Raw genomic sequence first — 16,454 nt, forward strand, 5'->3', positions numbered from 1 at the left:
ATCAGGGTCCGAAGGCCTATCAAGTACCTTCATCAAGAGACCGAATATATGGCTGCAATCTTGATCTCTGTTGGAAACATCAATTTTGATAACACTTGGCTTGCAATTGGGGAGGAGTCCATATATGGGCGTTGATCGTATTGGCCTTTGTGGTCATCACATATCCGTTCCTTGGACACGCGGTCGCGTTTGAGCCGCTGAACAATGGTTTGCCGGCCGGTATTTTGATTGCACTATCCGCTCAGCTCTTTACTCAGTCCAAGAGCATCAAGGAAGCCAGAGAGAAGCGATCGCTTTTCTACTTGGATTCGTGTGTCAAAGCATTCGAAGAAGCGAGGAGCCTGCTTCAGGACGGAAGCAACGATCGCGTCACATGGATTGCAGCCGGACGCGCGCTCGGACACGCGCACGAACTAGCGAAAAATGTGACTGAGGATACACACAAGAAGGTGCTGGAGCTTCATCGGTTGAAGTACAGGGGCGTTTTCGGCGCTCTTCTGGCCGATAAACCAGCAGCATTCTTTTACGGTGTTGATCCGACTCTGCCCATTGATGAGGCCGCAAAGCAATCCTCCAAAGGCGAAATGCGGAATGGTCGGCCCCTGATCTCCGGCGTCCGTGCTCTCTCCGACAAGGCGCTACGTGCGGTGTGGGAAGCAGCACAGTGGCCTGAAAACTACCAAGATCCCCTAGACAGCGGCTTCACCGCACAAGAGCAGGAAAGTCTGCGTATTATTTACCCGGGTCTTCACGATTTTCTGGAGCACAAGGCACAGTGGCATTCAGTCGCGGGAAAATTACATTCGCAGGCGCCCAAGGATGCCCTCTAACAAGCGCATACAACCGACGCTCGAAAGGCCTCACGCAGCCGACGCGCAGCGTTGGCCATCAATTCTAACGGTACGCTAGCGCCCTCCATCAATACCGAATCCGATACCAAACCATCCCGACCGCTTCATGCGCCAGCAGGAAAAGGTTGGCCCAGGCCGACGGCGACGGTAGCCAGTCCGGGAAGCGGGGGTCGCCGTTGCGGCCGATGAAGGCGGTCGGTGCCGGCAAGACGTTAAAGCCGGCTTGGCGAAACGCCATCAACGCCCGCGGCATGTGGTAGGCCTGCGTTACCAGCACGATGTCGTTTATGCCGTATTGGCTCAGCAAGTCCCGACTGAAGCGGGCGTTTTCGGCGGTGTTGCGGCTGTCCCGCTCCTGCCAGGCCACCGGGGTTTTGAACTCCTGGTCCAATATCGCCGCCATCAGGTCGGCTTCGGCTACATCGTCCGCCGCCAGCGCGCCGCCGCCGGAAACCAATACCGGCAAGCCCAGTTCCCAGGCCAGTTTGGCGGCATAGCGCAGACGCAGCAGATTGCGCGGATGTAAGGTGATTTGGCCGGGATATTCCGGCGTGTCGAATTGCAGGCCGCCGCCGATAACGACCAGCGCGCCGGGTTTGAAGGTTGCGGCCGCTGCGGCCGGCAACGGCGGCACCCGCTCCCACCACTGCGCCAAGCGGTTGACGACGATGGGCAGACTCAGCAACCACAGCAAAACCAAACTCGTCAGCGCCATGCTCCGCCCCCATTTGCGTTTGCCGGCCAGGACCCCGACCAGCGCCAAAACCAGCAGTAAAACCGGCGGCAACAACAGCGACTGCAGCGCGTAAACCAGCATGGCGGCTATCCTAGCCTAGGCCGGTTGCGCCGGGTTAAACCGCAAACCGCCGGGCAAAGCTGCCTAGCCGGCCAAGCCGGAAATGCCGACCGCTGCCCGCAATTGCTGAATGAACGGCCGGCTGATGGCGCGGGCTTTTTCGGCGCCTTCCTGCAATTGCTGTTCGATATGTTCCGGCGCCGCTATCAAGGCTTCGTAACGCTCGCGGGCCGGGGCGATTTCGTCGTTGATTTTCTCGAACAATACCTGCTTCATCTCGCCCCAGCCGATGCCTTCGGCATAGCGCTGGCGAATCGCGTCCACTTCGTGGTGGTTGGCAAAGGCCTGGTAAATACCGAACAGCGTGCAACCTTCCGGATCTTTCGGTTCGCCCGGTTCCAGCGAGTTGGTTTTGATCTTGTTGATCAATTTGCGCAGTTTCTTTTCCGGCTCGAACAACGGAATCGTATTGTTGTAACTCTTGCTCATTTTGCGGCCGTCCAGGCCCAGCAAGGTCGCGGCGTTTTCTTCCAGCACCGCTTCCGGCAACGCGAAATGTTCGCCGTAGATATGGTTGAAGCGGGCGGCGATGTCGCGGGCCATTTCGATATGCTGGATTTGGTCCTTGCCGACCGGCACCTTGTTGGCATTGAACATCAAAATATCGGCGGCCATCAAAATCGGATAGCTGAACAGGCCCATCGTGATGCCCTTGTCCGGATCGGCGCCTTCGGCTTCCTCATTCTCGGCCACGGCGGCTTTGTAAGCGTGAGCCCGGTTCATCAAGCCCTTGGCGGTGACGCAGGTCAGCATCCAGGTCAGTTCCAGAATTTCCGGTACGTCGGACTGGCGGTAAAACACCGCATTCGAGGTATCCAGCCCCAGCGCCAGCCAGGTGGCGGCGATTTCCAGGCTGGATTGCTTGACCCGGGCCGGCTCGTTGCATTTGATCAGCGCATGGTAATCGGCCAGGAAATAAAACGGCCGGACCTGTTCGTCTTTGCTGGCCTTGATCGCTGGCCGGATAGCCCCGGCGTAATTGCCCAAATGCGGCGTGCCGGTGGTGGTGATGCCGGTAAGAACGATGGATTTAGTCATACTGCTGCCTGCGCTATCGAAATGAAAAAGTGGCGCGATTTTACACAAATCGCCGGGGATAGTCAGGCTCGACGCCTGCGGCCGGGCCGGCGCGGCCGCGGTTGGTCAGATCCGGTCGGCCAGCAGCCGAATCGGATGCATCAGTTTGCGGTCGGTTTCGCCGCGCTCAGCGTTCAGAAAAAACGCGCAGCCGAAATTGGTGCTGACGGCGATATCGGCGCCGCAACCGGCAATGGCCTGGCGCTTCAGCGTTTTTAGTTGCCCAGCATTTTCCGGATGGCTCAACATATAACTGCCGCCGGCACCGCAGCAGGTGTGGTTGTCCGGCAAGGCTTCGATATTCACGCCGGGGATTTTCGCCAACAAGGCATAAACCGCCTTGGCGTTTTTCAAGACGTTACGCTGGCTGCACGGCTCGTGCACCGCGATATTCAGGTTGGATGCCGCCGGCTGAAGCTGGTCCGGCCAATGTTCCAGCAAAAACTCATTGATGTCGCGCAAACTGCGGGTGAACCAGCCGGAGGTTTCGCTATCAGCGCCCTGGTATTCGGTTAGCATCGCCCCGCAACCGCTGGCCAGATACACCACCGCCTCGACTTCCAGCTCGTAAAACGTGGCGATATTGTTTTCGATCAGTGCCTCAGCCGAGCGGCCGTTATGCTGGTGGATCGCGCCGCAGCAGCCCTGGCCTTCCGGCACCACCACCTCGTAGCCGACCGCATTGAGTAGTTTGATCGCCGCCCGCAGCGTGGCGCGGTCGAAATGTTCGGCCAGACAACCGGTAAACAAGGCGACGCGGCCGCGTTGGCGGGCGCGTTTACTCACAGGAAAAACTCCGGCTAAACCGCCGAGCGCCGGCTCGCAGACTAGGCGCTCGGCGGCCGCCAGATTCAGTTTTTGCAACAGGCCGCTCGCCCGCAACGGCTTTTGCAGGCCCGAACGCAAATATAGGGTAAGCAACGGCAACAAGCTGCGCCGCCAGTTTTTGTGTTCGATCAGACGCAGCGCCAATCCGGCAAGCCAGGACGACGGCTGCAATTGCGTCAGTTTGTGCCGCGCCAGGTCGAACAGTTCGCCGTATTTCATCCGGCTTGGACACACGGTTTCGCAGGCCCGGCATTGCAGGCAGTTATCCAGATGGGTACGTTCGTCGGCGCTGAGCGCTTCGTCGCGCAACACTTTTTCGATGCTGCGAATCCGCTGGCGCGGGGTTTCGGCGTCGGTTTGGGTCAAACGGTAGGTCGGGCAGCCGGTCACGCACATGCCGCAGCGCATGCAGTCCTGCGCCTCCGGAATATACGGGCCGGTGTTGGTCGAAAACGATGCGCCGCTATCCTCGCCGGAATCCAGGCCAAAATCCATGTAATCGAACACGCTAACCCTCCATCATCGTTTCGTAGGCGCGGCGCAGCAACTCCATCTCGGCCGGCGGCCGGCCGCGCAGTTCGGGTAAGGTGCGCATCCGGCAATCCAGGCTTTGCATCAACCGGTGCGGCGGATCGAGCAGTTTAAAGCGGGCGATGTAGACGGTGACGATGCCGCCGGGGGTGTCGACCGACTGCTTGTAGCCGGCTTCGGCCTGCAGCAAATCGGCCTCGAAGCCCATCAGCTTACTGATAGCATTGACCAGCGTTGCCGGATGCACGGTCAAACCGGCCGCTTCGCCGCTGTCCTGGTCCAGTGCGGATGATAGCGCCGGCAGCGGTTGCGGAAAACAGACGCTGCCGTTGGCTTGCTGGGCGAATAAAGTCAAAGCGCTGATGTCGCCCTTGTATAACAGCAGCAACCGGTGCCGCTCGAAGTGTTCCGGTACAGCCAAGGTCATACGTTATCCGGCGGCATAGTTGTCCCATAACGATTTAAAACTGGTATCCAAGCGCGACAAACGACCGTTCAATTGGTCGAGCAGCGAATACTGCGGAAATCGGGCTTTATTGCCGGCGTCGTACCATTGCTGCATCGCCGTGGTCAGTTGCGACTTTTCGGCAAAACAATCGGCGATTTGCTGCTTCAGCCAACTGATGCTGCGTTGCGGCGCCAGCTCGGCAATCCGGTAGCGCAAGCCGTTATGGAAAATCCTTACCCCGCCGCCCTGAGCCGCGGTGTGGTACAGCGCTTGCGGGTCGACGACTTCGACGCCGGCCAGATAATCGATACCGAACTCGTGCAATTGCGGCAACCAGGGCACGGTCGGCCCCATCAAAACCGTGGTGGCATGGGAGGCCAGTTCGGTCAGGCGCGGGAAGGTCTTGTTGGTGATGCTGCTGCCGGTCAGAAACACCCAGTCGGCCTGCGGCAACAAAAACTCGCACGCCGAGTCCGGCAGATCGGACGCCGTCGGCTGCCGCTCCAGCACCGTCAGCAACATTTTGTCCTGGTAGCGTTCGATACCGGGGTAGCGGCCGATCACGACCACGTGCTTCCCCTGCAACTGCGGCAGAAAATAATCGAACACCGCCAGATTGGCGTGTTCGCCGTGGCAATCCAGGGCCACCGATTCCGGCAGCGGCCGGGCGTTGATGCAACTGTTGATCGCCGCCATCGCCACGGTGGCCTTGAACGGGTCCCATTCGGTAATCCAGGCCGCCAGATCGGTGACCGGCTTGCCGACCAAGGTCCCCGACCAGGTCAAGGTGCGCGTGGCGAGGCCGGGGCTCATCGCCAGACCGGCCGTGGCCTTGCCCTGACTTTGGCATATGGTCCAGACCAGGCCGATCATCAAATTGTCCACCACAGCATCGCTGCTGCAATAGTCCAACAGCAATTCGTACAAGCGTTTGGGATTAGCCATAGCGCCTCCTTATTGCGGAGTTTCCAACAATTTTGCTTCGGTTTTGATGTTGTCCTGCCGGCCCCAGGCGTTGATGGCCTCGACGAACCAGAGCTTCTTGGTCGGGTGCGGCTTTACCACGTCGTATTCGGCGTAAAAACTGCCGTCGCCGTGGAATTTGATCTGGCCGATGCGCTGTTTGCCGGCGTTATACCAATATCCCACCAAATCCCGGCTTTGGGTAAACGGATCGGTGACCAGACTGAACACCGCGGCATCGAAATCCGGCAAACTCAGATCGGTCTGCAGCGGAAAGCCCAGCTTGACGATGTTCTCGGTCATACGCTGGCATACCGCCTTACCGAAGCTGCGTTTGGCTTCGACTTGTTGCTGCAATTCTTCGCTCACGCCGCATCCTCCGCCAAGGCCTCGGCCAAGTGCATGATCACCGAGCCGCCGGAACGGTCCAGCGGATCCAGTTGCCGCAACACCGCCAGCACCAGCCGCGCCTCCTCCTCCAGTTGCCGGCGCAGGCGGATGAAGCCCAGCGCTTTCAAACTGTACAGATAAAACAGGCAGACGTCGCTGGCATACATATCCCACTGCCCGGCTTCGACCGCCAATTGCCGGTAATCGGCCGGAAACCCGCCTTGGCGCGCCGATTCCGCCAGCGCCGCCAAAGCTTCGCGCTCGGCCTCGGCCAGACGGCCCTGGTAGAAATAAAACTTGTACAGCGCGAAATAGGTCTGCAGGCAGGCCGGATCGAGCTGTTGCGCCTGCTGGAAGTACTTTTCCGCCAGCGGTTTATCGGCATGGCTGGCCGCCACGGCCATTTGCAGCAGCTTGTTCACCGCCTCGGGCACATCCGGGCTAAACAGCACCCGCTCTTCCAGAAACGCCACTCCGGTCATGGCTTACCAGACCTCGGCCGGCACTTGCAACGCCTCGACCGGCGCACCGCCCAACAAATGCTGGTCGATGATGGTCTTGACGTCGTCTTTGGTGACTTTGCCGTACATGACGCCTTCCGGATAGACCAGCACGCTCGGGCCGAGCATGCACGGCCCCATGCAACCGGTGTTGGTCAGGCCGATTTTCTCGAACAGATTCCGGGCCTGGATCTGGTTCATGAACTCGTTCATCACCTCGGCGCAACCGCTGGCCGAGCAGGACCCGCGCGGATGGCCTTGCGGACGGGCTTGAGTACAGACGAATACGTGTTTTTCGGGGCGTGGCATGATAGCTTTCCTTTTTTAAGATAAAAAAATTGGTGTCGCTATCGCGACGTGGATTTGAGTGTCGGTTCTCGGACCGACAACCGAGATACTTTCGCTACGAAAACCATCCTTGGTTTTCGCCCTATCGGGCCAGCCTTTGGCTGTTCAAATTCGTTCCAAACGAATTTGTGCGTCGCCAAAAGAAAGTATCCAAAAGAAACGACACCCGGATTTCGCCCTTATCCTGCGCGTCTCGTTTTTTGCAGGGGTTGGCAAAAGGGGCTTCCTACCCCTTCGCCAACGAGCGGCATCCCTGCCGCTCCCCTTCGGGCGAATCCAGCAAAAAACTGCGATGCTCGGGGTCGAAATACGGGAGTAAAACCATCCCCAATATGAGCGGTTTTCAAAAATATCTACTGGCACTCCGACCAACTACACTGGGACGGAATTTCCCGTATGCCGCGCCGAACGACGAGTCACCGCGTGGGCACAAAAACCGTGCCCACCCTACTCATCCGACGGAGCTACGAAATAAAAATCAAGCCGCAACCTTATGCTCGTGCGTAAAACAATCCTTAGGACAAACCTTGGAGCAGGCCTCGCAACCGATACAGTCGGCGGCGTTTTTCAGGCTCATCACCATACTGTTGTCGTCGTCCTCGAAATCTTCGTAGTCGTCGTCAGCCGCATCGGCCAACACCTCGTCTTTCTCGACCAGATCGAACACGTCGCGCGGGCAGACTTTGAAACAACGGCCGCAGCCGATGCAGGCACGCTGATTGATATCGGTGACGTAGGACGGTGTCCAAACCGTACCGCCGAAGGTCACGCCGGTTACAAATTCGCTCATCGTTCCTCCTAAGCTGAAGTGGCGCTGGCCGCCAAGAATTTCTTGTTGGCGTCGTCCCAGGCCTTGCAGGCATCGTAGGTGGCTTGCGCCACGCCCATCAGTTCGCCGTAGGCATCGGGCAACCGGTCTTCGATCAAGTCGTGCAGTACCGACGCCGCCTCGTTGGCCAGGCGTTTGTTTTTCTTCACTTCTTTTTCCAAGGCTTTAATATCTTCGTCACTCATAATTCACCTCAAGCTTCGGCCACTTCTTTGTATTGCTCGATCAAGCTGACGGCCTTTTCCAGAATCTTCTCGGTCTTCTCGTTCAATTCTTCCAAACTGCCGAAACCGAAACGGTGCACGTCGCGCAAGACTTTATCGACCGCGATCAATTTGCCGACCAGCACCAGCGCCCGGCCGAACCCTTCGTGGGTGATGTTGATCACCGGCACCGCCATCAAGCCGGTGCGTTTTTCGGCCAACGAAGCAATCGCGTTGTAATAGGCCTTGACTCGCGCCAACGTAATTTCGTCCGGATCGCCGACGATCGGAATCTCACGTTTACGTTCCTTGGTCATGATCAACGGATCGATGATTTTCTCTTCCGACCAGCCTTCGTAGGTATCGTAGGTATCCATCGCCCGAAGCTGCTTCAGCATTTCGACGACGATGTCGGAAGTCATCAAGGGGTCGCCGGCTTCGACGACAAGTGCGGGTTGGGACATGGTGGTTCTCCTATATTTAAGTATCAAATCTTTCAACGGCTTCTACTATCGCCAAGCCGTTCCCCGTATGCCGTGCCGAGCATCCGTGGCGTTTATCGAGATCAGCCCGAAGGGGCGCCGCAAGGATGCGGCGCGGCGGCGGAGGGGCTGGGAAGCCCCTTCTGCCGACCCTCGATAAACGTCGCCGAGCGCAGGAAAAAAGCGGCGTCCGGGTGTCTTTTCTTTTGGATACTTTTCTTTGGACAAGCAAAGAAAAGTATCTCGGCTGTCGGGCCGAGACCCGACTTCTAACTCATCCGTCGCGATAGCGACACAAAACCTGTTTTCGGGGAGGGCACAAAACCCGTGCCCACGCTAAACATCAGCACTATTCATCCCACCCCTCATCCTCCATCGCACTGAACCGATCCGGACTCGGTCCTTTATGCTGGTTGATGGCCTTGGCTAGCCAAGTCGACGGGCCGGCTTTCATTTCGTGTTGCAAGTCGCCGATCAAATCCTTGATCGTGGCACCTTCCTGAACCTTGATCGGCTGAATGCCCTGGGCCACGATCTGCTTGATCGCCGAGGCGCCGATGGCCTGGCAGTAAACCGCCGCGCAACCCTCCAGCAATTGAATCTTCACCGACAATTTGTCTTCGTTACCATCCTGCGCCAGTTCGCCGAACTGGGCCGCTTCCAGCATTTCCGACTGCTCCGGGTCCACGGCATAGACGGCAAACGATCTGGCGGAACCGAAATGCTGGTTGACGTGAACCATGTCGGTGGTGGCGAAAGCGACTTTAATGGCGGTTTCCATAGGCATCCTCTGGTCTGGGGCATGCAATACCTGCATGCGGCGTGCTAATGACATGACGGCGAGCAGGCTTGACGTTCGTTTTCCGGCTTTTGGGCGTACGGCGAGTAGTACGGTTCGATGTCCTCGTGGGCGAAATTGATCACCAGATTGGCGAGATCGAACAGGGTTTGGCGAGAGCCGCGGTAGCCGATCCAGGTTTTCTGGTAGCCGCCGATGATGTCGTACAACGGAAAGCCGACCCGCAGAATCGGAATGCCCAAGCGCTCGGCACTGGCCACTGCATGCGAGTTACCGATCAACAATTGCGCCTTGCCGGCGCGGGCCAGGTTTTCCAAATCTTCGAGGTCGCCGATCTTAACGCTGGCGACCGGCGTGGTCGCCAGCACCGGCGCGTTGCCGGCCGCGACCGCCGCAACCACTTCGGCGCCCATGCCGGTGACCAGATGCGCCAACGCGTTCAGTTGATCCGGATCGCCGGCAATCGCCACCCGCAATTGGCCGAGCATGAAATGGGTATCCAGCATCGCATCCTGCAATTGCGCCCGCTGCCGTTCGACCTTGCCCGGTACCGGCATTTCGCTGATGCCGGCCAACGCGCAAATCAAGGCATCGTTGGCTTGCAGGCCATAGAGATGGTCGAAGAAATGGCTGGGAACGCCGGTTTTTTCCTGCAACAGTTCGCCGGCTTTGCGCAGCGACGCGCCGATCACCAGCGTGGCGCGGGCCTCGCCCAGCGTTTTCAATTCCGACACCGGGGTACCGCCTATCGTCACCGGCGAAAAGTCGTCGTCGGTCAAACTGCCGTCCAGCGAATCGGAAATGTCCGGCACCAGCACCGGCCGTAAATTGAATTGCTCGATCAGGTCGCGCAAAGCTTCCAAATCGCCCGGCGTCAGCATAGGGCTGACCAGGACGTTGACCTGGCGCTGCCGAGTTCCCGGCTTGGTGCCGGCCTGCTCGGCGTCCGGTACCAAGCTGCGCACGATTTCGGTTAAGGTCGCTGCATAGCCGGTTTCGACGCAACCGGTAAAATCGGGCGTATTGACTACCACGACCGCGACATGGTCGTATTCGGGATATTTGGCGCGAAATTCGCGCAGGTTACGCTGCACATCGCAACCCTGGGTTTCGGCCAAACCGGTGGTCAATACCGCAATCAAGGCCGGGTTGGATTTTTCGGCGATGACCCGGATGCCTTCGATCACGTTCTCATCGGCGCCCAGCACCGAACTGGCCTGGTCCATCGCTGTGGTTTGCAACGGAATCGGTTCGCGGAAATGGCGCACGAAAAACACCTTGGCAAACGCGGTGCAGCCTTGCGAGCCGTGCAGCATCGGGATCGCCCGGTCGAAACCCAGGCAAGCCAACGAGCCGCCGGTGGGTTGGCTGGCTTTCAGCGGACTGACCGACAGGGCTTTGTTGCGTTTTAAAATTTCGGCCATGGCGAAATACCCCGGTTAAGCGGCGACGGGCTCAGCGAACAGCACCGCCTGTTCGGCGGCTTTGGCAACCTTGGCCGCGGCTTTCCAAGGCACCGGCGCTCTGACCGCTTCCCACACCGGGCTTTCCAACGTCAAAGCCAATTGGCGGACCAGTTCCAGCATGCCTTGGTAACCTTCGTAACCGAATTCGCGCTCCTGGTTAATGTCCAGGAACGGAATCCGCGCTTTCAAGGCGGTGTACATATTGCGGCCACCGGCGATCAGAATGTCGGCCTTGTAGTCGTGCACGACTTTCAGCAAGGCTTTCGGGCTGCCGTCTTCGATCATTAGGGTGTCTTCGCCCATCAGTTCGCGAATCCGGGCTTTGTCTTCTTCGGTGGATTTCTTGGTGCCGGTGGCGACCACCACCATACCCAAATCTTGCAGCGCCGAAATCACCGACCAACTCTTGACGCCGCCGGTAAACAGCAGCACCCGCTTGCCTTTCAGGCGTTCGCGCCACGGTGCCAAGGCTTCGCGAATCCGGTTTTCCTCGCGGGCGATGATGGCTTCGGTACGGGCGGTCAAATCCGGATCGTTAATGACGCGGGCAAAATCGCGTAAGGCCTGGCTGGTATCGGTAATGCCGTAGAAACTGCCTTCGAACCAGGGTATCCGGTATTGCTGTTCCAATTTCCGCGCCACGTTGATCATGGCTTTGGAACAAACCATCATATTGACTTCGGCCTTGTGCATGGTTTGCACTTCGCGGAAGCGGGCATCGCCGGACAAGGTGCACAGCACGCGCAAGCCCATTTCGTCCAGCAGCGGCAATACGTGCCAGAATTCGCCGGCGATGTTGTATTCGCCGACCAAGTTCACGTCGTGGATTTTGATGCCGGCTTTCTCCGCTTCGATTGCGGCCGGCGGCAATGGATCGGGGTCGCGGGTGCCGACCACGTATTTGATCATCGCATCGGCGGCGATGCGGTTGCCCAGGTTTTTGGTACCGTAAAAACCGGCGGCGTCGATCGGCACGACCGGCACGCCCCATCGTTCGGTGGCTTCTTTGCAGGTGGCATTGATGTCGTCGCCGACCAGGGCCGGCACGCAGGTGTTGTAGATGAATACCGCCGGCGGATTAAAGGTTTCCACCGCTTGCTTGATGGCGTGGAACAGGCGCTTTTCCGAGCGGCCCATGACAATGTCCTGCTCGGTCAAGTCGGTAGTCATGCCGATCCGGTAAAGGTCCGGGCCGGAAGAACGGGTACCGCGGTTGTCCCAGGAACTGCCGGCACAGGCGATCGGGCCGTGCACGATATGAGCGACGTCGGCGATCGGTAACAGGGCGATTTGGGCGCCGTCGAAGGCGCAGCCGCCGGCGGCGGAGCCGGGTTTGGGTTTGGCGCAGCCGGATTTTTCCTTCTTGTTATGCTCGCATGCCGGTTCGTCCAGCATTTCGGCAATGTCTTTGGTCGATTTCATGGCACAACCCCAAGTTTTTTGTACTATCTATTGCAACCGTTGTGCCAAGTGCTAAGACAATGATTTTCAAGGTCTTGGCCCGATTTTTTTTGTAGCAAACCCGACAATCGACGATTGCGACCAAACAAAGCCCGGCGCAACCGACGCCAGACCGGCCGGCAGGGGAAAGGAATAACCCGGACGTGGCGAGGAACCTAGGGGGCTGTCAATCAGACTTGACGATGCCGGAGCATCGACTGAGATCCGGGCAAGCAGTCAGCGTTTTCCGGCTGATCGCCCGAATGCTGAAGGGAAAGGCTGTAAAGAGGGAAATTGGCGAGAGCCCCGCCACCGGCGTTGGCTGACAACGGGGCTCAAACCGTCATCGACTGGCGATCAGTTTCATGCGATGGGCAATGTCGCTTGCGCCGGACTCAACACTTGGCCGACGTTATCGATCTCGATGCGCCGCGGTTTCATTGCCTCCGGAATCCGTTTCACCAGCCTGACGGTCAGCAACCCGTCGCGGTAATGGGCACCGTTGACTTCGGTGTGTTCGGCCAGGTTGAAGCGGCGTTCGAAATTGCGACTAAAAATGCCTTGGTGCAGGAAGCGCCGTTTTTCGGCGTCTTGCGGTTTATCGCCTTTGATGGTCAACACCTTGTTTTCGGTTTCGATCGATAACTGGTCCGGACTGAAACCCGGTACCGCCAAACTGATCGCAAACTGGTTGTCGCCGACCACTTCGATATCGAAGGCCGGATAATCGTGATTCGGCCGGTCGCTTTGTAAAATGCCGTCCAGCATTGCGGCCCATTGGCCCAAACCCAGGTTGGGACGGTAAATCGGCGTATATTCGACTCTCATGATTCTTTCTCCCCAATTCAAATAAGCTTTGAAAACATTGGTTGTAACCGAGCCGTCCGGCCCGGACACCGACAAATTAGGGCCGATGACGAAAACTTCAAGAGTGCGGCCACCGGATTTTTTCCGGTCGGATCTGAGCCGAAAGAGACCTAACCGCCAATCCAGCGGCGGTTAGGCTAGAGGGAACAAACTAAAATGCGCAGCCGGATTTGACGCCGAGCTTTTTCAGGATAATCGCCAACGGGCAAAATCCGGTAAATGACGCCTGCACCAAATTGGCGCCAACGAAGGCGGTAAACCACAACCAATTCGGCGAATGCCAATGCGCCAAAGCCAGACTGGCCAGAATAAACGAGCCGGCAAACGCCATCACCATCCGATCGATAGACATAAGCAGCTCCTATTTCAGGCGGACGACGCCCATGAATTTCAGCATCATCCGCTCGTAGAACGGCTCGCTGATGCCTTTTCTAATCTTGCGCATGAAGTATTTTTCGAAGGCGATTTTGGCTAGATGCACCCACTTGCCGTGATTCGACCAAGTCGTGTTGCGGGGCGGAATTTGCGGTACGGCCAAAAACGCCACGCCGGTATCGCCCAGATCGGCCAGACATAGCGCGCTCAAACTGGGCTTGTCGGTCGGTTGTTTGCCGTCCAGTTCGTCGCGGATGTTATGGGCCGTTGCCGTCACCATCGATTCGATCATATAACCGGTTTTCGGGGTACCGGTCGGCACCGGGGTTTTTTCCACCGGCGGCAAGGCTACGCAGACGCCGACCGAATAAATGTTCTTGTAGGTTGGGTTACGCTGATGTTCGTCGACGATGACGAAACCGCGCGGATTGGTCAGACCTTCCGCGCCGCAATGCCGCACCGCATCGACGCCGGTGAACGCCGGCAGCATCATCGAATGCTTGAACGGCAGTTCGTGCTTCTTCTTTTCGTTGCCATCTTCGTCGACTTCGGTGACATACATCATGCCGGCTTCGATCTTGTCCACCTTGGCGTTGGTGATCCATTTGATGGTCTTGTCGCGTAATGCGCTTTCCAACAAGCCTTTGGTGTCGCCGACGCCGCCCAGGCCCAAGTGACCGATGTAAGGTTCGGAAGTGACGAAGGTCATCGGCACCTTGTCGCGGATTTTGCGTTTGCGTAACTCGGTTTCGATGATCATCATGTATTCATAGGCGGGACCGAAGCAGGACGCGCCTTGCACCGCCCCGATCACGATCGGGCCGGGATCGGCCATGAAGCGGTCCCAGTCTTCGGCGGCCAACGCGGCGTGGTCGACATGGCACACCGATGAAGTATGTCCGCCATGCGGCCCCAAACCGGGCACTTCGTCGAAGGCCAGACGCGGACCGGTAGCGATGATCAGATAGTCGTATTCGACCACACTACCGTCGGCCAGCTCGACTTTATTGTTTAGCGGATCGACCTTAGTGGCTGCCTTTTGGATGAAGGTGATGCCTTTTTTTGCCATCACCGGCGCCAATTCGATTTTCAAATCTTCCGGTTTGCGCCATTTCGGCGGCACCCAGGGATTGGAGGGTACGAAGTGGAAGGTCGGCGAATCGGATATCACCACCACTTCATGCTGTTTGCCCACCGTTTCCTTCATTTCGTAAGCCATCGGCACGCCGCCGATACCTGCACCTAACACTACGATTCTTGCCATGACATTCTCCTCGCTGAAATTCAGACACGCACGATTTTGAAGTTTCTTTTTTGGATTATGGTAATTATGCGCCGCAAAATCATGTGACCACAGAATATTAGGGTTCTCTAACATAGTCAACCGATATCTCGCTTTCCTTCAGCAAGCGTATAACTCTGGGTACAATGACCAGTACCACTGTTGATATGGACTGCCACCATGACCGACTCTAATGATGCTGACAAATTTTGGCGCGAGAAGCTGACGCCGGAGCAATACCGCGTCTGCCGCGAAAAAGGTACCGAGCCGCCGTTCACCGGCAAATACACCGATTGCGAAGACGACGGTATCTACCGTTGCGTCTGTTGCGGCGCGGCCTTGTTCGACTCGGAACACAAATTCCACTCCGGCTGCGGCTGGCCCAGTTTTTGGAATCCGCTGCATGCCGAGAGCTTGGACGAGCACCTCGATACCAGCCACGGCATGCGCCGTACCGAAGTGACCTGCCATTCCTGCGGCGCCCATCTCGGCCACGTATTCGAAGACGGCCCGTTACCGACCGGATTGCGCTATTGCATCAATTCGGTGGCGTTAACCCTGGACAAGAAAACATGAGCGCACACCGGCAAGTACAGGATTTATTGGACTTTATCGACGCCAGCCCCAGCCCCTGGCATGCGGCAGCCTGCATCGAACAACGCCTGCAGGCCTTTCAGTTTCAGCGTCTGTACGAGGGCGACGCCTGGAGTTTGAGTGCCGGAGGCCGTTATTACGTGATTCGAGACGACTCTTCAGTGGTCGCCTTCGTTTTGGGTCGGGAAGACTTGGCGAGCAAAGGCTTTAAGCTGCTCGGCGCCCACACCGACTCGCCCGGATTGCGGGTCAAACCGCAGCCGGTGTTGGAATCCGACAAAATTCAGCGACTGGCCGTCGAAATTTACGGCGGGCCGATTCTGGCAACTTTTACCGACCGCGATCTCAGTCTGGCCGGCCGTATCGCATTCAGCCAGACGGACGGCAGCATCGGCAGCCGTTTGCTGCGCTTCGACCAACCGCTGTTGCGCTTGCCGAATCTGGCGATTCATATGAACCGCGGCGTTAACGAAGACGGCCTGAAACTGCAAAAGCAAAACGAGTTGGCCTTGATATTGGCCAGCGCTGCCGAACAATTGCCTGCTAATTATTTTCGCCAGCTGTTGGCCGACTCTGCCGGCATCGACGGCGACAGTCTGTTGAGCTGGGAATTGAACGTGTACGACACCCAAAAAGGCGTATTCTGGGGCACCGATCGCTTATTCTACGCCGACAGCCAGCTGGATAATCTGGCGTCTTGCCACGCAGGTTTGACGGCGATGTTGGACGCTTCGGTACTGAATAGCGGGAATACGCTGGTCTGCGCCTTTTTCGACCACGAAGAGATCGGTAGCGAGAGCTGTAAAGGCGCGGCAGGCAGTTTTTTGCCGGACGTGCTGGAACGTATCGCCACCGACTGCTGCGACCGCACCGACGGCTACCGCCGCGCCCTGGCCAACAGCTTTATGGTCAGCGCCGATATGGCTCACGCTTACCAGCCCGGCTTTCCCGGCGCCTACGAACCCGGCCATAAAGTCATCGTCAATCACGGCCCGGCCATCAAGATTAACGTTAACCACCGCTATGCCTCGGAATGTGTGTCGGAAGCCGAATTCATCCGGTTTTGCCGCGACGCGGACGTGCCCTACCAGAAATACGCGCACCGCGGCGACCTCCCCTGCGGCAGTACGATCGGCCCGATTGCCTCGGCGAAACTGGGCGTGCGCAGCGTGGACGTCGGCTCGCCCATGTGGGCCATGCACAGTATCCGCGAAAGTGCCGGGGTTTTGGACCACGGCTATATGATCCGTGCGCTACGGGCTTTTTTCTGCAGCCAGTGATTTTTCAACTATCCTTGCCCCATGATTTTTTTCGGCAGGCAATAA

General features: G+C 57.9%; 20 protein-coding genes. 3 read left to right on the forward strand and 17 right to left on the reverse strand.

Annotation, left to right across the window (positions count from 1 at the left end):
- Positions 1-131 precede the first annotated feature (131 nt).
- Positions 132-830 carry a hypothetical protein gene (locus tag AC0IM9_RS13215; RefSeq protein ID WP_482804314.1) on the forward strand — a complete coding sequence of 233 codons (699 nt, stop codon included), beginning with the start codon at positions 132-134 and terminating at the stop codon, positions 828-830.
- A gap of 88 nt (positions 831-918) precedes the next feature.
- Here the strand turns inward: AC0IM9_RS13215 and AC0IM9_RS13220 are convergent, their stop codons facing one another.
- From AC0IM9_RS13220 to AC0IM9_RS13300, 17 genes are all read right to left on the reverse strand, one after another.
- Positions 919-1,668, reverse strand: a complete 750-nt coding sequence (locus tag AC0IM9_RS13220) for a YdcF family protein (RefSeq protein ID WP_482804315.1) — start codon at positions 1,666-1,668, stop codon at positions 919-921.
- 63 nt (positions 1,669-1,731) lie between these two features.
- Positions 1,732-2,745: a tryptophan--tRNA ligase gene (locus tag AC0IM9_RS13225; protein ID WP_140911760.1), complete on the reverse strand. Its 1,014-nt coding sequence runs from the start codon at positions 2,743-2,745 to the stop codon at positions 1,732-1,734.
- Positions 2,746-2,850: 105 nt separating this feature from the next.
- A complete protein-coding gene (locus AC0IM9_RS13230; protein WP_482804316.1) occupies positions 2,851-4,119 on the reverse strand; it encodes a (Fe-S)-binding protein in 1,269 nt (422 codons plus the stop codon).
- Position 4,120: 1 nt separating this feature from the next.
- A complete protein-coding gene (locus tag AC0IM9_RS13235) occupies positions 4,121-4,570 on the reverse strand; it encodes a hypothetical protein (protein WP_482804317.1) in 450 nt (149 codons plus the stop codon).
- A gap of 3 nt (positions 4,571-4,573) precedes the next feature.
- Positions 4,574-5,536, reverse strand: a complete 963-nt coding sequence (locus tag AC0IM9_RS13240) for a DUF364 domain-containing protein (RefSeq protein WP_140911757.1) — start codon at positions 5,534-5,536, stop codon at positions 4,574-4,576.
- 9 nt (positions 5,537-5,545) lie between these two features.
- Positions 5,546-5,923 (reverse strand): hypothetical protein, encoded by a 378-nt coding sequence (locus tag AC0IM9_RS13245; protein ID WP_140911756.1) that lies wholly within the window; start codon positions 5,921-5,923, stop codon positions 5,546-5,548.
- Positions 5,920-6,426, reverse strand: a complete 507-nt coding sequence (locus AC0IM9_RS13250) for a hypothetical protein (protein ID WP_482804318.1) — start codon at positions 6,424-6,426, stop codon at positions 5,920-5,922. Before AC0IM9_RS13250 ends, AC0IM9_RS13245 begins: the two co-directional genes overlap by 4 nt.
- A gap of 3 nt (positions 6,427-6,429) precedes the next feature.
- Positions 6,430-6,753 (reverse strand): (2Fe-2S) ferredoxin domain-containing protein, encoded by a 324-nt coding sequence (locus AC0IM9_RS13255; protein WP_140911754.1) that lies wholly within the window; start codon positions 6,751-6,753, stop codon positions 6,430-6,432.
- Between the two features lie 517 nt (positions 6,754-7,270).
- A complete protein-coding gene (gene fdxB / locus AC0IM9_RS13260) occupies positions 7,271-7,582 on the reverse strand; it encodes a ferredoxin III, nif-specific (protein WP_445371431.1) in 312 nt (103 codons plus the stop codon).
- A gap of 8 nt (positions 7,583-7,590) precedes the next feature.
- Positions 7,591-7,806 carry a CCE_0567 family metalloprotein gene (locus AC0IM9_RS13265; protein WP_278210863.1) on the reverse strand — a complete coding sequence of 72 codons (216 nt, stop codon included), beginning with the start codon at positions 7,804-7,806 and terminating at the stop codon, positions 7,591-7,593.
- A gap of 8 nt (positions 7,807-7,814) precedes the next feature.
- The gene (locus tag AC0IM9_RS13270; protein WP_140911751.1) at positions 7,815-8,288 is read right to left on the reverse strand and encodes a NifX-associated nitrogen fixation protein; all 474 of its coding nucleotides are present in this window, start codon (positions 8,286-8,288) and stop codon (positions 7,815-7,817) included.
- A gap of 367 nt (positions 8,289-8,655) precedes the next feature.
- Positions 8,656-9,087: a nitrogen fixation protein NifX gene (gene nifX / locus AC0IM9_RS13275; RefSeq protein WP_482804319.1), complete on the reverse strand. Its 432-nt coding sequence runs from the start codon at positions 9,085-9,087 to the stop codon at positions 8,656-8,658.
- Positions 9,088-9,131: 44 nt separating this feature from the next.
- On the reverse strand, positions 9,132-10,529 hold the full coding sequence (nifN, locus tag AC0IM9_RS13280) for a nitrogenase iron-molybdenum cofactor biosynthesis protein NifN (RefSeq protein WP_482804320.1): 1,398 nt from the start codon (positions 10,527-10,529) through the stop codon (positions 9,132-9,134).
- Between the two features lie 15 nt (positions 10,530-10,544).
- On the reverse strand, positions 10,545-11,993 hold the full coding sequence (nifE, locus tag AC0IM9_RS13285) for a nitrogenase iron-molybdenum cofactor biosynthesis protein NifE (protein WP_140911747.1): 1,449 nt from the start codon (positions 11,991-11,993) through the stop codon (positions 10,545-10,547).
- Positions 11,994-12,374: 381 nt separating this feature from the next.
- A complete protein-coding gene (locus AC0IM9_RS13290) occupies positions 12,375-12,839 on the reverse strand; it encodes an Hsp20 family protein (RefSeq protein ID WP_482804321.1) in 465 nt (154 codons plus the stop codon).
- Between the two features lie 190 nt (positions 12,840-13,029).
- The gene (locus AC0IM9_RS13295; protein WP_278210860.1) at positions 13,030-13,230 is read right to left on the reverse strand and encodes a YgaP family membrane protein; all 201 of its coding nucleotides are present in this window, start codon (positions 13,228-13,230) and stop codon (positions 13,030-13,032) included.
- A gap of 9 nt (positions 13,231-13,239) precedes the next feature.
- On the reverse strand, positions 13,240-14,517 hold the full coding sequence (locus AC0IM9_RS13300; RefSeq protein ID WP_482804322.1) for an NAD(P)/FAD-dependent oxidoreductase: 1,278 nt from the start codon (positions 14,515-14,517) through the stop codon (positions 13,240-13,242).
- Positions 14,518-14,715: 198 nt separating this feature from the next.
- Here AC0IM9_RS13300 and msrB point away from each other — a divergent pair, with 198 nt between their 5' ends.
- Both msrB and AC0IM9_RS13310 read left to right on the forward strand, forming a co-directional pair.
- On the forward strand, positions 14,716-15,111 hold the full coding sequence (gene msrB / locus AC0IM9_RS13305; protein ID WP_140911744.1) for a peptide-methionine (R)-S-oxide reductase MsrB: 396 nt from the start codon (positions 14,716-14,718) through the stop codon (positions 15,109-15,111).
- Entirely contained in the window at positions 15,108-16,409 is a 1,302-nt protein-coding gene (locus tag AC0IM9_RS13310; protein WP_482804323.1) for a M18 family aminopeptidase, read from the forward strand. The genes msrB and AC0IM9_RS13310 overlap by 4 nt, the downstream gene beginning before the upstream one ends.
- Positions 16,410-16,454: the final 45 nt, after the last annotated feature.

It is taken from the genome of Methylomonas sp. Uni0011, assembly GCF_056850255.1.